At 68.5% G+C, this 16975-nt stretch carries 17 protein-coding genes; 8 read left to right on the top strand and 9 right to left on the bottom strand.

Annotation, left to right across the window (positions count from 1 at the left end; all coding sequences use genetic code 11):
* Window positions 1-162: 162 nt before the first annotated feature.
* Window positions 163-4953, top strand: a complete 4791-nt coding sequence (locus AB0F86_RS18635; RefSeq protein WP_356985254.1) for a molybdopterin-dependent oxidoreductase — start codon at window positions 163-165, stop codon at window positions 4951-4953.
* Here AB0F86_RS18635 and AB0F86_RS18640 read toward each other — a convergent pair whose 3' ends face one another.
* Window positions 4954-5997: an aldo/keto reductase gene (locus AB0F86_RS18640; protein ID WP_356985255.1), complete on the bottom strand. Its 1044-nt coding sequence runs from the start codon at window positions 5995-5997 to the stop codon at window positions 4954-4956.
* Between the two features lie 82 nt (window positions 5998-6079).
* On the opposite strand from AB0F86_RS18640, the gene AB0F86_RS18645 reads away from it, so the two are divergent.
* Window positions 6080-6715: a TetR/AcrR family transcriptional regulator C-terminal ligand-binding domain-containing protein gene (locus AB0F86_RS18645; RefSeq protein ID WP_356985256.1), complete on the top strand. Its 636-nt coding sequence runs from the start codon at window positions 6080-6082 to the stop codon at window positions 6713-6715.
* A gap of 101 nt (window positions 6716-6816) precedes the next feature.
* Here AB0F86_RS18645 and AB0F86_RS18650 read toward each other — a convergent pair whose 3' ends face one another.
* Entirely contained in the window at window positions 6817-7398 is a 582-nt protein-coding gene (locus AB0F86_RS18650) for a TIGR03086 family metal-binding protein (protein ID WP_356985257.1), read from the bottom strand.
* Window positions 7399-7533: 135 nt separating this feature from the next.
* On the opposite strand from AB0F86_RS18650, the gene AB0F86_RS18655 reads away from it, so the two are divergent.
* On the top strand, window positions 7534-7788 hold the full coding sequence (locus AB0F86_RS18655) for a hypothetical protein (RefSeq protein ID WP_225278538.1): 255 nt from the start codon (window positions 7534-7536) through the stop codon (window positions 7786-7788).
* Here the strand turns inward: AB0F86_RS18655 and menD are convergent.
* The 3 genes from menD to AB0F86_RS18670 form a co-directional block, all read right to left on the bottom strand.
* Window positions 7785-9416, bottom strand: a complete 1632-nt coding sequence (menD, locus tag AB0F86_RS18660) for a 2-succinyl-5-enolpyruvyl-6-hydroxy-3-cyclohexene-1-carboxylic-acid synthase (protein ID WP_356985258.1) — start codon at window positions 9414-9416, stop codon at window positions 7785-7787. The two genes, AB0F86_RS18655 and menD, sit on opposite strands and share 4 nt — an antisense overlap.
* Window positions 9417-9698: 282 nt before the next feature.
* Window positions 9699-9983, bottom strand: coding sequence for a hypothetical protein (locus AB0F86_RS18665; RefSeq protein ID WP_067485012.1), 285 nt, complete (start codon window positions 9981-9983; stop codon window positions 9699-9701).
* A 372-nt stretch (window positions 9984-10355) separates the two neighbouring features.
* On the bottom strand, window positions 10356-10802 hold the full coding sequence (locus AB0F86_RS18670) for a hypothetical protein (RefSeq protein WP_067485009.1): 447 nt from the start codon (window positions 10800-10802) through the stop codon (window positions 10356-10358).
* A gap of 141 nt (window positions 10803-10943) precedes the next feature.
* On the opposite strand from AB0F86_RS18670, the gene AB0F86_RS18675 reads away from it, so the two are divergent.
* From AB0F86_RS18675 to AB0F86_RS18695, 5 genes are all read left to right on the top strand, one after another.
* A complete protein-coding gene (locus tag AB0F86_RS18675) occupies window positions 10944-11837 on the top strand; it encodes a 1,4-dihydroxy-2-naphthoyl-CoA synthase (RefSeq protein ID WP_356985259.1) in 894 nt (297 codons plus the stop codon).
* 13 nt (window positions 11838-11850) lie between these two features.
* Window positions 11851-12243 (top strand): VOC family protein, encoded by a 393-nt coding sequence (locus tag AB0F86_RS18680; RefSeq protein WP_225278535.1) that lies wholly within the window; start codon window positions 11851-11853, stop codon window positions 12241-12243.
* A gap of 259 nt (window positions 12244-12502) precedes the next feature.
* A complete protein-coding gene (menE, locus tag AB0F86_RS18685) occupies window positions 12503-13627 on the top strand; it encodes an o-succinylbenzoate--CoA ligase (RefSeq protein WP_356985387.1) in 1125 nt (374 codons plus the stop codon).
* Between the two features lie 92 nt (window positions 13628-13719).
* Complete coding sequence (locus tag AB0F86_RS18690; protein ID WP_067641887.1) at window positions 13720-14184, top strand: SRPBCC family protein; 465 nt, start codon at window positions 13720-13722, stop codon at window positions 14182-14184.
* 22 nt (window positions 14185-14206) lie between these two features.
* On the top strand, window positions 14207-15076 hold the full coding sequence (locus tag AB0F86_RS18695) for a 1,4-dihydroxy-2-naphthoate polyprenyltransferase (RefSeq protein ID WP_225278533.1): 870 nt from the start codon (window positions 14207-14209) through the stop codon (window positions 15074-15076).
* Here AB0F86_RS18695 and AB0F86_RS18700 read toward each other — a convergent pair.
* The 4 genes from AB0F86_RS18700 to AB0F86_RS18715 are packed head-to-tail and all read right to left on the bottom strand — an operon-like array spanning window position 15073 to window position 16922.
* Window positions 15073-15468, bottom strand: coding sequence for a phage holin family protein (locus tag AB0F86_RS18700; protein ID WP_225278532.1), 396 nt, complete (start codon window positions 15466-15468; stop codon window positions 15073-15075). The two genes, AB0F86_RS18695 and AB0F86_RS18700, sit on opposite strands and share 4 nt — an antisense overlap.
* 53 nt (window positions 15469-15521) lie before the next feature.
* On the bottom strand, window positions 15522-16103 hold the full coding sequence (locus tag AB0F86_RS18705; RefSeq protein ID WP_356985260.1) for a Clp protease N-terminal domain-containing protein: 582 nt from the start codon (window positions 16101-16103) through the stop codon (window positions 15522-15524).
* A complete protein-coding gene (locus tag AB0F86_RS18710; RefSeq protein WP_067484990.1) occupies window positions 16103-16324 on the bottom strand; it encodes a hypothetical protein in 222 nt (73 codons plus the stop codon). Before AB0F86_RS18710 ends, AB0F86_RS18705 begins: the two co-directional genes overlap by 1 nt.
* Window positions 16325-16379: 55 nt before the next feature.
* Window positions 16380-16922, bottom strand: a complete 543-nt coding sequence (locus AB0F86_RS18715; RefSeq protein ID WP_356985261.1) for a dihydrofolate reductase family protein — start codon at window positions 16920-16922, stop codon at window positions 16380-16382.
* Window positions 16923-16975 lie beyond the last annotated feature (53 nt).

The following is a 16975-nucleotide window of genomic DNA, read 5'->3' on the forward strand; positions in this document are numbered from 1 at the left end:
GTCGGAATTTCGACCGGTGAGGTCGATTGTCACCTGGACATAACGTTCGTTAAATCGAGCGCAACGCCGGGTGCGGATGATCGGTGCCATGACAGGTCAGCGCTCGGACACGCCTACCCGCGTCACCACGCAGGGCGCCCGAGCATGCCGAGGGGGACGCGCATGACCGGCGACGACTCTGTGCGCACGCAGTGCTCGTACTGCGGCGTCGGCTGCGGCATCTCCGTCCGGACCACGATCGACCAGTCCGGGGCACCCGTGATCGCCAAGGTGAGCGGGGACAAACTGCACCCCGCGAACGCGGGCCGGCTCTGCACCAAGGGCGCGACGCACGCGGAGATGATGGCGGCGCCCGGCCGGATGACCACCGCCTACCATCGTCCCGAACGTGGACAGGCGCCTGTCGCGCTGCCGGTGGACGACGCGGTGCGCGAAACCGCCGACCGGCTGCGCGCGATCCTCGACGAACACGGGCCCGACGCCATCGCGCTCTACGTGTCCGGGCAGATGTCGCTGGAAGCCCAATACCTCGCGACCAAACTCGCCAAGGGGTACTTGCGCACCAAACACATCGAAGCCAACTCGCGGCTGTGCATGGCCAGCGCCGGCACCGGCTACAAGCAGTCGCTCGGCGCCGACGGGCCCCCCGGTTCCTACGACGACTTCGAGCACGCCGACCTGTTCTTCGTCACCGGCGCGAACATGGCCGACTGCCATCCGATCCTGTTCCTTCGCATGGCCGACCGGCTCAAAGCCGGCTCCAAGCTCATCGTGGTCGACCCGCGCCGCACCGAAACGGCCGCCCGCGCCGACCTGTTCCTGCAGATCGCGCCGGGCACCGACCTCGCCCTGCTCAACGGCCTGTTGCACCTGCTCGTCGCCGACGGCGCCATCGACACCGACTTCATCGCCGAACACACCGAGGGCTGGGAGGCGATGCCCGAGTTCCTCGCCGACTACCCGCCGGAACGGGTCGCCGAACTCACCGGTCTCGCCGAAGCCGACATCAGGACCGCGGCAACCATGATCGCCGAGGCGGGCGAGTGGATGTCGCTGTGGACGATGGGGCTCAACCAGTCCACGCACGGCACCTGGAACACCAATGCCCTGATCAACCTGCACCTGGCCACCGGGGCGATCTGCCGACCCGGCAGCGGCCCGTTCTCGCTGACCGGCCAACCCAACGCGATGGGCGGGCGCGAGATGGGTTACATGGGACCGGGGCTGCCCGGCCAGCGCAGCCTGCTCTCCCCCGCCGACCGCGCCTTCGTCGAGACCGCGTGGGACCTGCCCGAGGGCACACTGCGCACCGAAGCGGGGCCGGGAACCATCGACATGTTCGCCGGTCTCGCCGACGGTGAGATCAAGGCGGCGTGGATCATCTGCACCAATCCCGTTGCCACCGTTGCCAACCGGAAGACGGTGATCGCCGGGCTCGAGGCGGCAGAACTGGTGGTGGTGCAGGACGCCTACACCGAGACGGCCACCAACTCCTATGCCGATCTGCTCCTGCCCGCCACGCTGTGGGCGGAAAGCGATGCGGTGATGGTGAATTCGGAACGCAATGTCACCCTGCTGCGCCGATCCGTCGACCCGATCGGTGAAGCCCGGCCCGACTGGCTGCTCATCGCACAGGTGGCCACCGCCATGGGTTTCCCCGGTTTCGACTTCACCTCCAGCGCCGAGGTTTTCGACGAGTTGCGCCAGTTCACCAATCCCGCCACCGGCTACGACCTGAGCGGTATGAGTTACGACCGCTTGCGTGAGGGCCCGATGCAGTGGCCGTGCAACGACAGCGACAGCCCACGCAACCCGATCCGCTACCGCAACGACGGCATCCACCAGCCGCTGCACGTAGAAGCCGACGGACACACTCCCGCCCTGGCCTTCGCGACGCCGAGCAGGCGCGCGGTGTTCTTCCCACGCCCCCACCTGCCCGCTGCTGAACTCCCTGATGACGACTACCCCTTCCTGCTCAATACCGGTCGGCTGCAACATCAGTGGCACACCATGACCAAAACCGGCAAGGTCACCAAACTGACCAAACTCAACCCCGAACCGTTCGTCGAGGTGCACCCCGACGACGCCGCCCGCCTCGATCTGAAACCTGGCGACCAGCTCGAAATCGCCTCCCGCCGTGGGCGAGCCGTTCTCCCGGTCCGCATCAGCGACCGGGTCCGTCCCGGCGACTGCTTCGCTCCTTTCCACTGGAATGACGAACAGGGCGAATATCTGACGATCAACGCCGTCACCAACGACGCCGTCGACCCCACCTCCCTGCAACCGGAGTTCAAGGCCTGTGCGGTGGCGCTGCGCCGTGTGGGTCCGGCGCCCGAGGCGTCGGCGGGCATTCCGATGCAGCAGGGGTCGCCACAGACTGGTCACCGGCCCCAACACACCATGTCGGCCGGGCAACCCGCGCCGCCGACAGCGCACACTGGTCAGCCGTCAGCCGACACCGGTCACGCGGTTCGGTTCGCCCCGGCGATCCCGGGGTCCGGTCACGGTGGTCCGCATCCGTTGGCTGTCATGCTCGGGCTCGATACGGGGATCTCGCCGTTGCTCAGCGAAGCCGAGCGCATCTACCTCGGTGGGTACCTCGCTGCTCTGCAATCTCTTCCGGTGTCCGGTCAGCCCGTGCTGCCGGCGACCGCCCCGCTGTCACCGCAGGCCCGCTTGTGGATCGACGGCATGTTGGCCGGCATGTACTCCCGGGGTGCCGGCACTGCCGGTGAATCCGCCGGCAGTCCTGGCACCGGAATGCCGGTCGGCGGCCAGCCGTTCGGTAACCCTCCCTTCGGAGACTTCAGCTCAGGCGGTGCGGTAGCCGACGGCGGACCCACCGGCGATGCGGTTCTCGACCGACCGGGTGCCGTAGGCGTCTCGGCGGGCGGAGCCGAGCACGGAGCGGGTCGTGCGTTATCCACAACCGTGACGGTGTTGTGGGCTTCGCAGACCGGGAACGCGGAAGAGCTGGCCGCCTCGGTGGCGGCGCGGCTCGCCGACGACGGGTTCGCGCCCAAGCTGCTCGACATGGACTCCTGCGAGCCCACCGCGCTGGAAGGTGATGTTCTCGTCGTCACCAGCACCTTCGGTGACGGTGGTCCGCCGGACAACGGTGCCGACTTCCTCGCCCGGCTCGAGGACACCGCCATCCGCCTCCCCCGAGTCCGCTACGCGGTCTTCGCCCTCGGCGACTCCTCCTACGACGACTTCTGCGGCCACGGCCGCACCCTCGACACCCTCCTCGCCGCCCGTGGCGCCCACCGCCTGCTCCCCCGCGTCGACAGCGAACCCGATTTCGACGACGCCGCCGACCAGTGGCTCACCGACGTCCTCGCTGTCCTCACCCCGGACCACACCCCGCCGTCCTGCCCCGGTTCGGCGTCCGGCCCCGGTGCGCCGTCCGGCCCCAGTTCGCCGTCCGACGTCGGTTCACCGACCGGCTCACCCACAACATTCGGCACCAGGTCAGCGGGATCTGCTCTGACCGGCATCTCCTCAACCGCAGGCACGCCCCAGTTCGCCTCCGTCCCGCCCGCAGACACCTACCCGTCCGCAGCGCCACTCGTCGGTTCCCCCTCAGCTCTCACGGGCAGTCACTTCGGCGGCGCTGTACCCGGATCGACGGCCCCCGCCACGCCGGGATTCGGACCTGTACCAACAGGGGCGTGGCCCCCTGGATTCACGACGACGACCCAGCACTCCGCCGCACAGGGGACCGCACCGCAGCCTTATCCCGCGCAGGCCGCGAGCCGGCCCAGTGGTCGAGGCGGCGCCTCCGTCCTCGATCGCCCGCAGACAACACCTGCGCGGCGAGCACCCGCCGCACCCTTCACCCGTCAGTCCCCCGTACTCGCCACCCTCATGCGCAACGAAGTGCTCAGCGCGCCGGGATCACCGAAAGAGGTGCGACGCTTCGGCTTCGACCTCCACAACCTGGATGCCGCCTACGAGGTGGGTGATTCCCTCGGCGTGCTGCCGACCAACGGTGACGACCTCGTGGCGGAATGGCTCGAGACCACCGGCCTCGACGGACGACGCGCGGTGGAGGTCGACGGGCGGGAGCTGCCGCTCGCCGACGCACTGCGCACGCATTACGACATCACCAAGGTGAGCAACGATCTGCTCGGGTTCATCGCCGAACGGAATCCGCACCCGCAGCTGGCCAAACTCCTACGCCGGGACAACCGCAACGAACTGGCGAGTTACCTGTGGGACCGCCAAGCCGTGGACGTGCTGCGGGACTTCCCGGTGCGGACCGACCTGGTCGACTGGCTCGGTGCACTGAAAAAGCTGCAGCCCCGGCAGTATTCGATTTCGTCCAGCCCGCTCACCACACCGGACGAGGTGCAGTTGACGGTAGGCGTATTGCGCTACGGCGACCCCGTCGGTGATTCGGTGCGCCGAGGCGGGGTGTGCTCGACCTTCCTGGCCGACCGAGCCGGTGCCGAGGTGCCGATTTTCCTCCAGCGGGCACCGCATTTCCGTCCACCGCTCGACCCGACCGTGCCGATGATCATGGTCGGCCCCGGTACCGGTATCGCTCCTTTCCGTGGGTTCCTGCACGAACGCCGGGCCGTCGGCGCGACCGGGCGCAACTGGTTGTTCTTCGGCGACCAGCACGCGGCGCACAACTTCTACTACCGCACCGAGCTGGAGGACATGTTCCGCTCGGGCTTCCTCACCCGCCTCGACCTGGCTTTCTCTCGTGATCAGCGCGAGCGGATCTATGTGCAGCACAGAATGATCGAGCACGGTGCCGAGTTGTGGTCGTGGCTGTGCGAGGGCGCCCACTTCTACGTGTGCGGCGACGCCGCCCGCATGGCCAAGGATGTCGACGACACCCTGCTGCGGATCGCCCAGATCCACGGCAAGCTCGACGAGGCGGGCGCGCTGGCCTTCAAGAAGCAACTGGTCGCCGAGAAGCGCTACGTGCGCGACGTGTACTGATCAGGCCGCGCGGACCACGGGCGGGTTGAGCCGGGCGAAGTCCGGTAAGCGGTGGTACGGGTAGTAGGGGTACGGGGGTGTGGTGGCACTCGCCGCGTCGAGGGCGGCGAGGTGTTCCGGGTCGAGTTGCCAGCCGACGGCGCCGAGGTTCTGCCGCAGCTGTTCCTCGTTGCGGGCGCCGATCAGGACGGTGGCGACGGTGGGCCGGGTGAGCAGCCAGTTCAGGGCGATCTGCGGGACGCTGCGGCCGGTGTCGGCGGCGATGGTGTCGAGCACGTCGACGATGTCGTAGAGGTGTTCGTCATCGACGGGTGGGCCTGCCTGTGCCGTGTCGTGCAGTCGGCTGCCCGCCGGAAGTGGCTGGCCACGACGGACTTTCCCGGTGAGCCGGCCCCAGCCGAGCGGGCTCCACACGACCGCGCCGACACCCTGGTCGGCGCCGAGCGGCATGAGCTCCCACTCGTAATCGCGCCCGACGAGCGAGTAGTACACCTGGTGCGCAACGGGTTTCGGTAGGCCGTGCGCCTCGGCAGTGGCCAGTGTTTTCATCATTTCCCAACCGGCGAAGTTGGAGACACCGACATAGCGGATCTTGCCTGCCCGCACGAGATCGCCCAGCGCCGAGAGTGTTTCGAGCAGAGGTGTGCCCGCATCGAAGGCGTGCAGCTGGAACAGGTCGAGATAGTCGGTGCCGAGACGGCGTAGCGACGCATCGACCGCGCGGATGAGCCTGGCCCTGCCCGCACCGGCCTCGTCGACGCCGGGACCAGTGGGTAGCGCCGACTTGGTGGACAGCAGCACCTTGTCGCGCCTGCCCTTGATCGCGGCACCGAGCACCTCCTCGGACGCACCGTCGGAATAGACGTCGGCCGTGTCGAACAGGGTGACCCCGGCCTCGAGGCTGACGTCGATCAACCGCCTGGCCTGGGCCGCGTCGGTATCACCCCACGCGCTGAACAGGGGACCACGCCCGCCGAAGGTGCCTGCCCCGAAACCGAGGGCCGGAACGTGCAGACCCGAAGCGCCGAGCCGCCGATACTCCATGAGAACTCCTAAAGGGTCTATAGTTTCGTTAACGCTTCGGACAGTACACCCGATTCGCCGTAAATGAAACAGGAGTTCCGTTATGCAGCACGATATCGCTTGGCCCGGGTCTGTTCGCCCAGGTGGGCGCACCGCGCGGGTCCGTGAAGCCGTCCTGCAGGTGACCGGCGATCTGCTCGCCGAACGCGGCTTGGCCGGACTCGATCTGACCGAAGTCGCGGCGACGGCGGGCGTCGGGAAGACCACCGTCTACCGGCGCTGGCGCACACCCGCGGGCCTGGTCGCGGACCTCCTGATCGACATGGCCGAGCAATCTCTCCCTCGCACCGACACCGGCGCCCTGCTCGACGACCTGACAGCCAACGCCCGCCTGGTCGCCAAGACCCTCACCGACCCACGCCAAGGCAACCTGTTCCGGGCCGTGATCGCCGCCGCTACCGTCGACGCCGACACCGCGAGCGCGCTGCACGCCTTCTACGACACCCGCCTCGACGAGTGGGCGCCCTGCGTCCACGACGCGGTCGCTCGCGGCGAAGCACCCGCGGGCACGGATGCCCGCGCCGTGCTGTCAGCGGTCTCCGCACCGCTCTACTACCGCCTCCTGGCCAGCGGCGATCCGATCGATCGAGAGGCAGCCGACCGGGCCGCGCGCGCCGCGACCGTGGCGACAATGGCAGGCACCTTCGTCGACGCGGCCTACGCGGACCAACGGACGTAGGACGCGTTCGACCCGCGAGGTCGGGCAGCACAGGCCCCACAGCGCCCGGGCCAGCGGCTCCACCCCGCAGCGCTGGACCCCGCGGCTTCCACCCCGAAGCGCTAGGCCGGAGCCTTCCATCCCGCATCACGACCGGTGAGCCCCAACACCCGGTCGAGTGCGGGCGCGTCCTCGGCGACAGCGACGACCGGCCCGAACAACCCGGGCGTCCCGTCCGGGTCGGTCTCCCCCAGGAACTCGAGCAGAATCCCCAGATGACCGGGGTCGACCTCGAACACCTGGCCGGTCGACACCGCCAGATCCCACCCGTGGACGACGAGTTCGTCGAGCGCGACCACCGCCATCGCCGCAGCGGGCATCACCACCCCACCGGCCTCGGTCTCACCGTCCCAGGCCTCGGGGACCCGCCATGCCTCCACGAGCGCGTCGAGCTGCGTGGGAATCCTGGTGCGCCAGTCGGCGGCCAGCTCGTCGTCGACCACACCGGGTGGCGTCGACCGACCGACGGACTCCTTGGTCGCGGCCTGGCGGAACGCTTCGGTGAGTTCGACGACATGGCGGAGCAGATCGCGAACGTCGAGGCCGACGCACGGGGTGGGGGCGGTGAACCGGTCGTCGGTGATCCCGGCGACGACGGTGGCCAGCGCACGGGCGGCAGGGGCGAAATCGAATTGCGGCTCCATACAGAACGAGACGACCCGACGGTGCCGGAATCATCGGTGCGGGTTGCCGAGAACCGGCGAACGGCGCACTCTGGACAGCGCACGACCCGATCAGCGACACCCGTCCGAGGCAACGACGACGACAGAGGAGTACCGATGATCGACTACGACACCGCCCGCCCGCTCGACGAGGTCCCCGAGGCCGATCGCGTGGAACAGGAGCAGTCGGCCTTCCACGACGATGTCCCCGACGACCCGGCCTTCGTCGACAGCGCCGACTACACCGAGGAGATGGCGGCCCGGGTCGATCAGGACGCCGACCGGGCCAATCCGGCCGATGTGATCGAGCAGAGCATCGAGGTGCCGCTCGACGACGGTGACGCGTTCGTCGACGAGGAGGACGAGCTCTAGCGGGCGATCTTGGCGCGCACGGCGGCGTGCAGCTCGCGCAGGCTCGACCGTTCGGTGGCCACCTCGAGCACACGCATGCCGTGCGCGTCGGCGGCGAGTTCCTCCGCGAGTTCGGCGGGGTCGACGCCACGATGCGGAATGCGGTAGGCGGCACACAGCGCGGCCAGATCCATGCCGTGCGGTGTGCCGAAGACCCGCTCGAACACGCCCGCGTACTGCGGGTCGCCCTGTTCGAGCAGCTCGAAGATGCCGCCGCCGTCGTCGTTGGCGACGACGATGGTCAGGTTGCCGGGGCGCGGTTCGCCGCGGCCGATGAGCAGACCGGATGCGTCGTGCAGGAATGTCAGGTCACCCATGAGGGCGATCGTGCGACCGGGGTGAGCCAGCGCGGCACCCACCGCGCCGGAGACGGTGCCGTCGATGCCCGCGACGCCACGGTTGGACAGCACCCGCACGCCCTGGCGCGGGCTCGACACCAGCGCGGCGTCGCGAACCGGGTTCGACGCGCCGAGCAGCAGCTGATCACCCTCACGCAGCGCGTCCATGACCACGGCGGCGACATGCAGGCCGGTGGCCTTGGGGTGGCTCGCCAGCTCGGCGCGGACCACCGCTTCGGCCTGGTTGTTCAGGTCGGAGCAGCGGGCCAGCCATGCCGGATCCGGAGTTCCGGTGGTAACCGCGCGGGTGCCGGTGCCGACGACATTGCCGGACACATCGGGCCAACGTGGACCCGTGGTGAGCGCGTAAACCGTGACGTTCGGATCGGCGAGCACCCGCGACACCTGCCGGTGCAGCGTGGGCCGGCCGGTGATGATGGCCTGCTTCGGCGCCAGCAGCGACAGCGCGAGCGGATGCAAGGCAGGGCCGTGCATGGGCGCGGTCGGCTCGGCGACCGTCGGCAGCGCGGCGAGCTCGGGGCGCAGGCCGGCACCGTGGCCGGAGATGACCACGGTGTCGGGGGTGAGGTCGATGTCGAGCGGCACGTCGAGGGTCGCGTACTGGGTGGCCGTCCACGGCTTGTCGCCCTCGCGGCCGACGGGAATCACGTCGTCGGACAGCTCGGGGACCAGCGGCTCGCGCAGCGGGATGTCGAACTGCACCGGTCCCGCGTTGCCGGAGCGGGTACCGCGCGCGGCGGCGAGCACCCGGCACACGGCCGAGCGCCACACACTGTTCTGCCTCGGATAGCTCGCCTCACCGGCCTCGCCTTCGGCAAGACCGAGGCTGATGGTCGCGCGCACCTGGCTGCCGAACAGGCCGAGCTGCTCGACGGTCTGGTTGGCGCCGGTGCCGAGCATCTCGTAGGGCCGGTTCGCGCTGACCACGATCAACGGCACCCGCGCATAGTTCGCCTCGAGCACGGCCGGGGCCAGGTTGGCGACGGCGGTACCGGAGGTCATCACCACCGGGACAGGCCGCCCCGACGACACCGCCAGGCCGATCGCGAGGAATCCCGCGGTGCGCTCGTCGATGCGCATGTGCAGCCGCAGCCGACCGGCCGCGTCGGCGGCCTGCAGGGCGAAGGCGAGCGGGGCGTTGCGCGATCCGGGGCACAGCACCACCTCGCGGACGCCGCCGCGCACGAACTCGTCGACGACCACTCGTGCCTGCGCAGTTGACGGATTCACAATCACCAGCCTGTCAGACGGGGCGGGGCGCGTCTGCCTCCGGCCCACGTTGGGTACGTCACCGCCGGAGCCCTTCGGCACCGTCATGGTGCCGGAGACCAATTCCCCGGCGGTTCCGGGCAATTAGCTGCCGATGGCTCGAAAGGTATGGCTATTACTATGTTTATCTGTTCGAGATACATCGGTTCGCAAACAAGTCGTCAAGACAAAGAAATCCGGCGACGAGGCCGTGGCCCGGTCGCCGGATTTCGTTTCGGCACAAGGGCCGACGGTGGGATCAGCTCACTCAGCGGGAGCGGTGAGGTCCTTGATGCCGGTGACGGCGTCGACGATGTTGAGGACGGCGGAGGTGAGGCCGTCGATGGCGCCACTGCCCGACTCGAGCACGCTGGAGCCGGCGGCGGGGCCTTCGAGCAGGCCGGCCGAGCCGGTGGACAGCTCGAGCAGCTCGGCGGAACCGCTGGCGGAGCCGCTGTCCTCAGCGTTCGCCATAGCGGCCGGACCGAAGAACATGACGGCGGCGGTAGCGGCGGCACCGGTGGCGGCGAGGGCCTTACGAGAGATCATGTGACCGGACTTCCTTTCGACCTGCGCAATGCAGTCATTTCATCTGTACCCAGCGGAAGATGCGATTTCCGCAGCAAGCAATTCCTCTTTCCGAACCGCTCGAGAGGCACGGTAATCGATTCCGGTCGGCAGTAGCCAATCGTTCGCGGCATCCTCGCGCGCTCCATAATTCACGGCAACCCGCAATTTTCCCGCCGTTTACCGGCGCGGTTATCTCGCTCACAGTCGGGGCGGCGGAATTTACCCGCGACCGGGCGTGGCCGTAGCGGACGGATCCGGCGAATCCTTCGGGGTGACAGTGGTCACAGGACATGCGAAAGGCCGGTGCGGTTCGCGTACGAACCACACCGGCCTTCGGTGTGTGCGGGAAACTCAGCCCGCGTGCTTCTGCACCAGATCGCCGACGCGCGGCAGCGCCTCGATGACGTGCTTCTTGGCCGAACCGCGCATCGAGGAGTACACCTTCTGCAGCGCGGGACGGGTCGACGCCTCGGCGCGGGCGTCGGTGACGGCCAGCAGCGACTCGGCGACCTCGTCGGACTTGGCGCTCAGCAGATCGGCGAAGGTGCCGGTGCCCGAGGCGGTGAATTCGGCCCAGTACGGCTGGAGCTGGTCGAGCAGCTTCGGCGCCAGCGAGGCCAGCGCGTCGGGAACGATGGTGGGGCTGATCTTCTTGACCGCCGCGTACCCACCCTTCACGGCCAGGCCGGACGCACCACCTTTGTCCGAGACCTCGGCGTCGAGAACCTCGACGGCGTCAGCAAGGAAAGCCGGACGCTTGGCGTCGTCGAGCAGGGATTCAGACAGTGCTGCAACCACTTTCAGGTTCCTCCGGATCGGTTCGATGAACGAGCAGGCGCAACTATACGCACCCGCGCGCGCGAGGATCGCGCGACCGCTCGACCTGCGGTGTTACCGCCTCGTAGGCTCGCCCCACACGGTAGGGCAATAATCGGTGTCGTGACTTTCGATCCGAAGCTGTGGCGGCCCGTCCCCGGGTTCGAAGACCTGACCGACATCACCTATCACCGGCACGTCGAACAGGGCACCGTGCGCGTGGCCTTCGACCGGCCCGAGGTGCGCAACGCCTTCCGCCCGCACACCGTCGACGAGCTGTATCGCGCGCTCGACCACGCGCGCATGTCGCCGGACGTGGGTGCGGTGCTGCTCACCGGCAACGGGCCGAGCCCGAAAGACGGTGGCTGGGCGTTCTGTTCCGGCGGTGACCAGCGCATCCGCGGCCGCAGCGGCTACCAGTACGCCGAGGGCGAGACCGCCGACACCGTCGACAAGGCGCGTGCCGGCCGGTTGCACATCCTCGAGGTGCAGCGGCTGATCCGGTTCATGCCCAAGGTGGTGATCGCCCTGGTGAACGGCTGGGCGGCCGGCGGCGGGCACAGCCTGCACGTGGTGTGCGACCTGACGCTGGCCTCGCGCGAGCACGCGCGGTTCAAGCAGACCGACGCCGATGTCGGTTCGTTCGACGGTGGTTACGGCAGCGCGTATCTGGCGAAGATGGTCGGCCAGAAATTCGCGCGCGAGATCTTCTTCCTCGGCAGGCCGTACACGGCCGAGGAGATGCATCAGATGGGCGCGGTGAACAAGGTCGTCGACCACGACGAGCTCGAAAACGTGGCGCTGGAGTGGACCGCCGACATCAACGGCAAATCGCCGCAGGCCCAGCGCATGCTGAAGTACGCCTTCAACCTGCTCGATGATGGTCTGGTCGGTCAGCAGCTGTTCGCCGGTGAGGCGACCAGGCTGGCGTACATGACCGACGAAGCGGTGGAAGGGCGCGACGCCTTCCTGGAGAAGCGCGAGCCCGACTGGACGCCCTACCCCTGGTACTTCTGAGAACGGACGGGCGATGGAAATTCTCAACAGCCGGATCATCGTGCGGCCCAGCGACTATGCGGCCACCCTCGCGTTCTACCGCGACGGGCTCGGTCTCGCGATCGCCAGGGAGTACCCGGGCGGCACGGTGTTCTTCGCCGGGCAGTCGCTGGTGGAGGTCGCCGCGCACGGTGGCAGCGGAAAGCCGGGCACCTTCGACGGCGCACTGTGGCTGCAGGTGCGCGACGTGTCCGATGCGGCGGCGGAGCTGGCGCTGAAGGGAATTCCCATCGTCCGTGAACCCGTGCTCGAGCCGTGGGGGCTGTGGGAGATGTGGGTAGCCGACCCCGACGGCGTACCGATCGTGCTGGTCGAGGTGCCCGCCGAACATCCCATCCGGCGCGACCAGCGCTGGTCGCCGGAGTGAGCCGGGTCGCCCGATTTGCCGATGCGCGCGTGCCCGAGCACGATGACTGGGAGCAAGCGCCCGACCGCCGACGTCCGGACCGCGCAGCGAGTTCTGTCCATCTACTGAATCGCAGACGCTATGCCTGGCTTTTTCCCGCAGAGCAAACCGACCCGTTGGCCGGGTCTTGTCGCACGCATGACACGATCGAAGTCGTGAGGTCGCACAGCTTGCTGTATCCGGAGGTGGTGGCGTGAGCAGAACCCTTCGGACGCTGCAGATGCCCACCGGTTCCGGTGTCGGCGAAGTACTTCCCCATCTGCGGCAAGCCCTCGACGGCAGCGGACCGGCGTGGCTGCCGATCCCGACGACCGACCGTCGCGAGGCCCGCCGACTCTCCGACGCGCTCAAGCCGGGCGACCCGATCGACGACGACGTCGCGCTCGTCGTGACGACCTCGGGCACCACCGGCATCCCCAAGGGCGCGCTGCTCGGCGCCGAGGCACTGCGGGCCAGCGGAAACGCCACCCACGCGCGCCTCGGCGGACCCGGCAGCTGGCTGCTTGCCCTGCCGACCCATCACATCGCGGGCATCCAGGTGCTGTTGCGCAGCATCCTCGCGGGCACCGAGCCGACCGTGCTCGACGTATCGGGCGGATTCCTGCCGGAGGCGCTGGCCGGGGCGGTCGGTGCGATGCGTGGGCCACGCCGCTACACCGCACTCGTCCCGACCCAGCTCATCAAGTCGCTTGACTCGCCGATCGCGGCCAAGGCGCTCAGCGAGCTCGACGCCGTGCTGGTCGGCGGGGCGGCCACCCCGCCACCGGTGTACGAACGGGCCCGCGACGCCGGGATCAATGTGGTGCGCACCTACGGCATGAGCGAGACGTGCGGCGGCTGCGTGTACGACGGCGTACCGCTCGACGGCACCCGCGTACGCATCGAGGACGGCCGGGTGGTGCTCGGCGGCGCGATGGTCGCGCGCGGGTACCGCAATCTGCCTGATCACCCCGCTTTCGCCGAACCCGGCTGGTTCCGCACCGAGGACGCGGGTTCGTTCGAAGACGGCAAGCTCTCGATCAGCGGGCGTCTCGACGAGGCCATCATGACCGGTGGCCTGCTGGTGATTCCGCAGGTGGTGGAGGCCGTGCTGGCCACTCATCCGGGGATCCGGGAATGCATCGTGCTCGGGTTGCCCGACGAACGGCTCGGTCAGCGGGTGGCCGTGGCGATCGTGCCGAACGCAGGCGCCGCCCCCACGCTGGAGGAGATCCGGTCGCACGTCGTGGCCGAGCTCGACTCGATCGCGGCGCCGAGGGAACTCGTGGTGCTCGAGGAGATTCCGCTGCGTGGGCCCGGTAAGCCCGATCGCGCGGCCGTGCGGGCACGCCTGCTGACCGGATAGTCGTCGCGGCCGACGGGTGGGTGCCGACCAGCCGCGATGACACCGGCCCGCATGCCGCGAATTTGTCGGTGCCGGGTTCTAGGCTCACTCGCATGGGCGACTTCGAGGTGAGCAGGCGCGCGACCATCGCCGCCGAGCCGGCACGCATCCGTGGTTTCATCAACGACTTCCGGCAGTGGCGGCTGTGGTCGCCCTGGGAGGATTCCGACCCGCAGCTGGCCCGCACCTACAGCGGTCCCGAATCCGGTGTCGGCGCGCGGTACGCGTGGCGCGGCAACCGCAAGGCCGGTGCCGGTGTGATGGAGATCAAAGCCGATGCCGAGCGCGAGATCGGCGTGCAACTGGAATTCGAGAAACCGTTCAAGGCAACCAATACGGTCACCTTCACCCTCGATCCGGTACCCGGCGGCACCGAGGTGACCTGGCGGATGACCGGCACCCACTCGGGCCTGATGGGTGTGCTCGGCAAGGTGTTCCCGATCGACAACATGATCGGCAAGGACTTCGACAAGGGCCTGGCCCGATTGAAGACGGTCGCCGAATCAGCCGGGTCCTGAACACGCGACTAGGCTTCGATTCATGGCTACAGCTGCGGAATGGATCGAAGGCGCCCGGCCGCGGACGCTGCCCAACGCGATCGCCCCGGTCCTGGCGGGCACCGGTGCCGCCGCCTCGATCGACGGCGCCGTCTGGTGGAAAGCACTACTGGCCCTGCTCGTTTCGCTCGCCCTGATCGTCGGGGTGAACTACGCCAACGACTACTCCGACGGAATCCGTGGCACCGACGACGAGCGGGTTGGGCCGCTGCGACTGGTCGGGTCGAAACTGGCCTCTCCCAGCGCTGTTCGCACCGCCGCCGTGGTGAGCCTCGCCGTGGGGGCCGTCGCCGGGCTCGTGCTCGCCGCGACCACCGCCTGGTGGCTGGTACTCCTCGGCGCGCTGTGCCTGGCCGGTGCCTGGTTCTACACCGGTGGCAGCAAGCCCTACGGCTACAGCGGTTTCGGTGAGATCGCGGTGTTCGTGTTCTTCGGGCTGATCGCGGTACTCGGCACCCAGTTCGTGCAGGCGGAGCGGGTCGACTGGGTGGGACTGCTGCTCGCGATCGGTGTCGGCGCGTTCTCCAGTGCCGTGCTGGTCGCCAACAACCTGCGTGACATTCCCACCGATACCGAGTCCGGGAAGGTCACCCTCGCCGTGAAACTCGGTGACGCGCGCACCCGCACCCTGCACCTGGTGCTGCTGGCCGTGCCGTTCGTCATCAGTCTCGCGCTGATCGCCCGCACACCGCTGGCGCTGGCCGGACTGCTCGCGATTCCGCTGGCAGTCCGGGCCAACGCCCCGGTGCGTACGGGCAAGGGCGGGCTGGAACTGATTCCCGCCCTGCGCGATTCCGGGCTGGCGCTGCTGGCCTGGTCGGCGCTGAGCGCGCTGGCCGTCGGCTTCGGCTAGTCGCCGTCGGGCACGATGATGCCGAGCACCCAGTTCACCAGCGTGATGATGACACCGCCGAGCACCGCTGCCCAGAAGCCGTCGACCCGCAGGCCGTAGTCGGTGAGTTCGGTGATCTTGGCGGTGAGCCACAGCATGGCCGCGTTCACCACCAGCAGGAACAGGCCGAGCGTGAGGATCACGAACGGCAGGGACAGAAGTTTCACGATCGGCTTGATGACGGCGTTCACGGCGGTGAACACGATCGCGACGATGAGGATGACCAGGGCCTTGCCCCAGTTGCCCCACTCATCGGACCATTCCGGCGGCACGGAAATAGTGATCTTGTCGATCCACGCCGCCGCGGCCCAGATGGCTATGGCGTTGATGACCAACCGTATGGCTAGCTGCATAGACCCATGCTAGGCCCGAAATCGGACATCGCGGTGTGTCCGGCGCGGCAAGTTCAGGCGGCGCGGTCGAGCATCCGGTGAATGTCCTCGCGCAGCGTCGCGATGCCGTCGCTGCCGCCGAGCAGATCGGCCTGCGCCGGATCGACGCTGCGGAGAATGCCGAGCAGCAGGTGGGCGGTGCCGATCTCACGGTCCTTGCGGCGCAGTGCTTCGCGCAGGGCGAGCTCGAGGGACTTCTTGGCGGGCGCCGAGAACGGGATGTGGCCCCAGTTGGTGCCCTTCACGCGGCCGAAGATCCCACGCTTGGGTTCGGGTTCGGCCTGATCCCACGCCTGCGGGCCGAAGTTCTCGATGACGCTGGCTCGCACCGCGTCGAGGTCGACGCCGATGGAGCGCAACGCCTCGGCGTCGTCAGCACCGAGCGGGGTTTCGTTCGCCCGTGCGGCGAGCGTGGAGCGCACACCCTCGGCGGTGATGCCGTCGGCGTCGAGAACCGCGCGCAGCGGCGGCTCGGCGTTGGTCAGCACGCCGAGCAGGACGTGTTCGGGTCCGATTCGCTGGGCGCCCAGTTCCTTGGCTTCTTCCTGCGCCAGGACAACGGCCACCTTGGCGCCTTTGGTGAATTTCTCGAACATCAGCGGGTGCCACCCTTCCGGTTGTGTTTCTGATGCACCGCTTGCTTGCTCACCTCGAGCGCGTCGGCAATCGCCTGCCACGACCAGCCGTTGGCGCGGGCATTGGCCACCTGGATGGTTTCGAGCCGGTCGGCCAGTCTGCGCAGGGCGAGCACCGCGCGCAGACCGACCGAGGGATCGGGATTGCCCGCCGCGGCGGCGAGCGTGGTTGCATCGGTCATGCTGTCAATTTTGATTGACGTTCCGGAAGTTGTCAACAAAAGTTGACGACCGGTGTCAGCTCAACCGGTAGACGAGCTTGGCGAACTGCCCCAGGCGCTCCACCTCGACGAGTCGCATCCGGTCGGCCAGAATGCGGCGCGGGAGCACGGGCGCGCCGCCACCGAGAGTCACCGGTGCGACTCCGACGATCACCTCGTCGAGCAGCCCGGCATCGGCGAACTGTCCGGCGAGGTCGCCACCGCCCATCACCCAGATGTCGCGACCTGCGGCCGCCGCGGTCATCTGCTCGTGGACCGGACCCACCTCGCCGGCGACGAAACGCACGTTCGCACCGGGCAGCCGGGGCAGCTCCCGGTGGGTGAACACCCAGGTCGGCAGGTCGCCGTACTCGTCGTGCCAGGTCTCGGGCGGGTTGTTGTTCACCATCCACTCGTAGGTGGTCGACCCGAGACACATGGCGCCGACGCCTTCCAGGAAAACGCCGACATCCCCGGTGGCCGGATCGGCATCGGCTACCGCCATCAGCCAATCCAGCGAATTGTCGGGGTCGGCGATGTAGCCGTCGAGACTGGAAGCCGTGTAATAGGTGGTCGTCATGAACACCGATCCTGACAGTGAAACCTGCCATCCACTGTCAAGGTTCGGTGTGG

The sequence above is a fragment of the Nocardia sp. NPDC023733 genome (genome assembly GCF_040639775.1).
GTDB lineage: Bacteria > Actinomycetota > Actinomycetes > Mycobacteriales > Mycobacteriaceae > Nocardia > Nocardia rosealba.

Coding starts and splice junctions, on each gene's coding strand:
- AB0F86_RS18655 (WP_225278538.1), top strand. CDS start 7,534: ATGATCGACTACGACACCGCCCGCCCGCTCGACGAGGTCCCCGAGGCC.
- AB0F86_RS18710 (WP_067484990.1), bottom strand. CDS start 16,324: ATGACCGATGCAACCACGCTCGCCGCCGCGGCGGGCAATCCCGATCCC.
- AB0F86_RS18695 (WP_225278533.1), top strand. CDS start 14,207: ATGGCTACAGCTGCGGAATGGATCGAAGGCGCCCGGCCGCGGACGCTG.
- AB0F86_RS18650 (WP_356985257.1), bottom strand. CDS start 7,398: ATGGAGCCGCAATTCGATTTCGCCCCTGCCGCCCGTGCGCTGGCCACC.
- AB0F86_RS18645 (WP_356985256.1), top strand. CDS start 6,080: ATGCAGCACGATATCGCTTGGCCCGGGTCTGTTCGCCCAGGTGGGCGC.
- menE (WP_356985387.1), top strand. CDS start 12,503: ATGCCCACCGGTTCCGGTGTCGGCGAAGTACTTCCCCATCTGCGGCAA.
- AB0F86_RS18680 (WP_225278535.1), top strand. CDS start 11,851: ATGGAAATTCTCAACAGCCGGATCATCGTGCGGCCCAGCGACTATGCG.
- AB0F86_RS18700 (WP_225278532.1), bottom strand. CDS start 15,468: ATGCAGCTAGCCATACGGTTGGTCATCAACGCCATAGCCATCTGGGCC.
- AB0F86_RS18705 (WP_356985260.1), bottom strand. CDS start 16,103: ATGTTCGAGAAATTCACCAAAGGCGCCAAGGTGGCCGTTGTCCTGGCG.
- AB0F86_RS18715 (WP_356985261.1), bottom strand. CDS start 16,922: ATGACGACCACCTATTACACGGCTTCCAGTCTCGACGGCTACATCGCC.
- AB0F86_RS18640 (WP_356985255.1), bottom strand. CDS start 5,997: ATGGAGTATCGGCGGCTCGGCGCTTCGGGTCTGCACGTTCCGGCCCTC.
- AB0F86_RS18635 (WP_356985254.1), top strand. CDS start 163: ATGACCGGCGACGACTCTGTGCGCACGCAGTGCTCGTACTGCGGCGTC.
- AB0F86_RS18690 (WP_067641887.1), top strand. CDS start 13,720: ATGGGCGACTTCGAGGTGAGCAGGCGCGCGACCATCGCCGCCGAGCCG.
- AB0F86_RS18665 (WP_067485012.1), bottom strand. CDS start 9,983: ATGATCTCTCGTAAGGCCCTCGCCGCCACCGGTGCCGCCGCTACCGCC.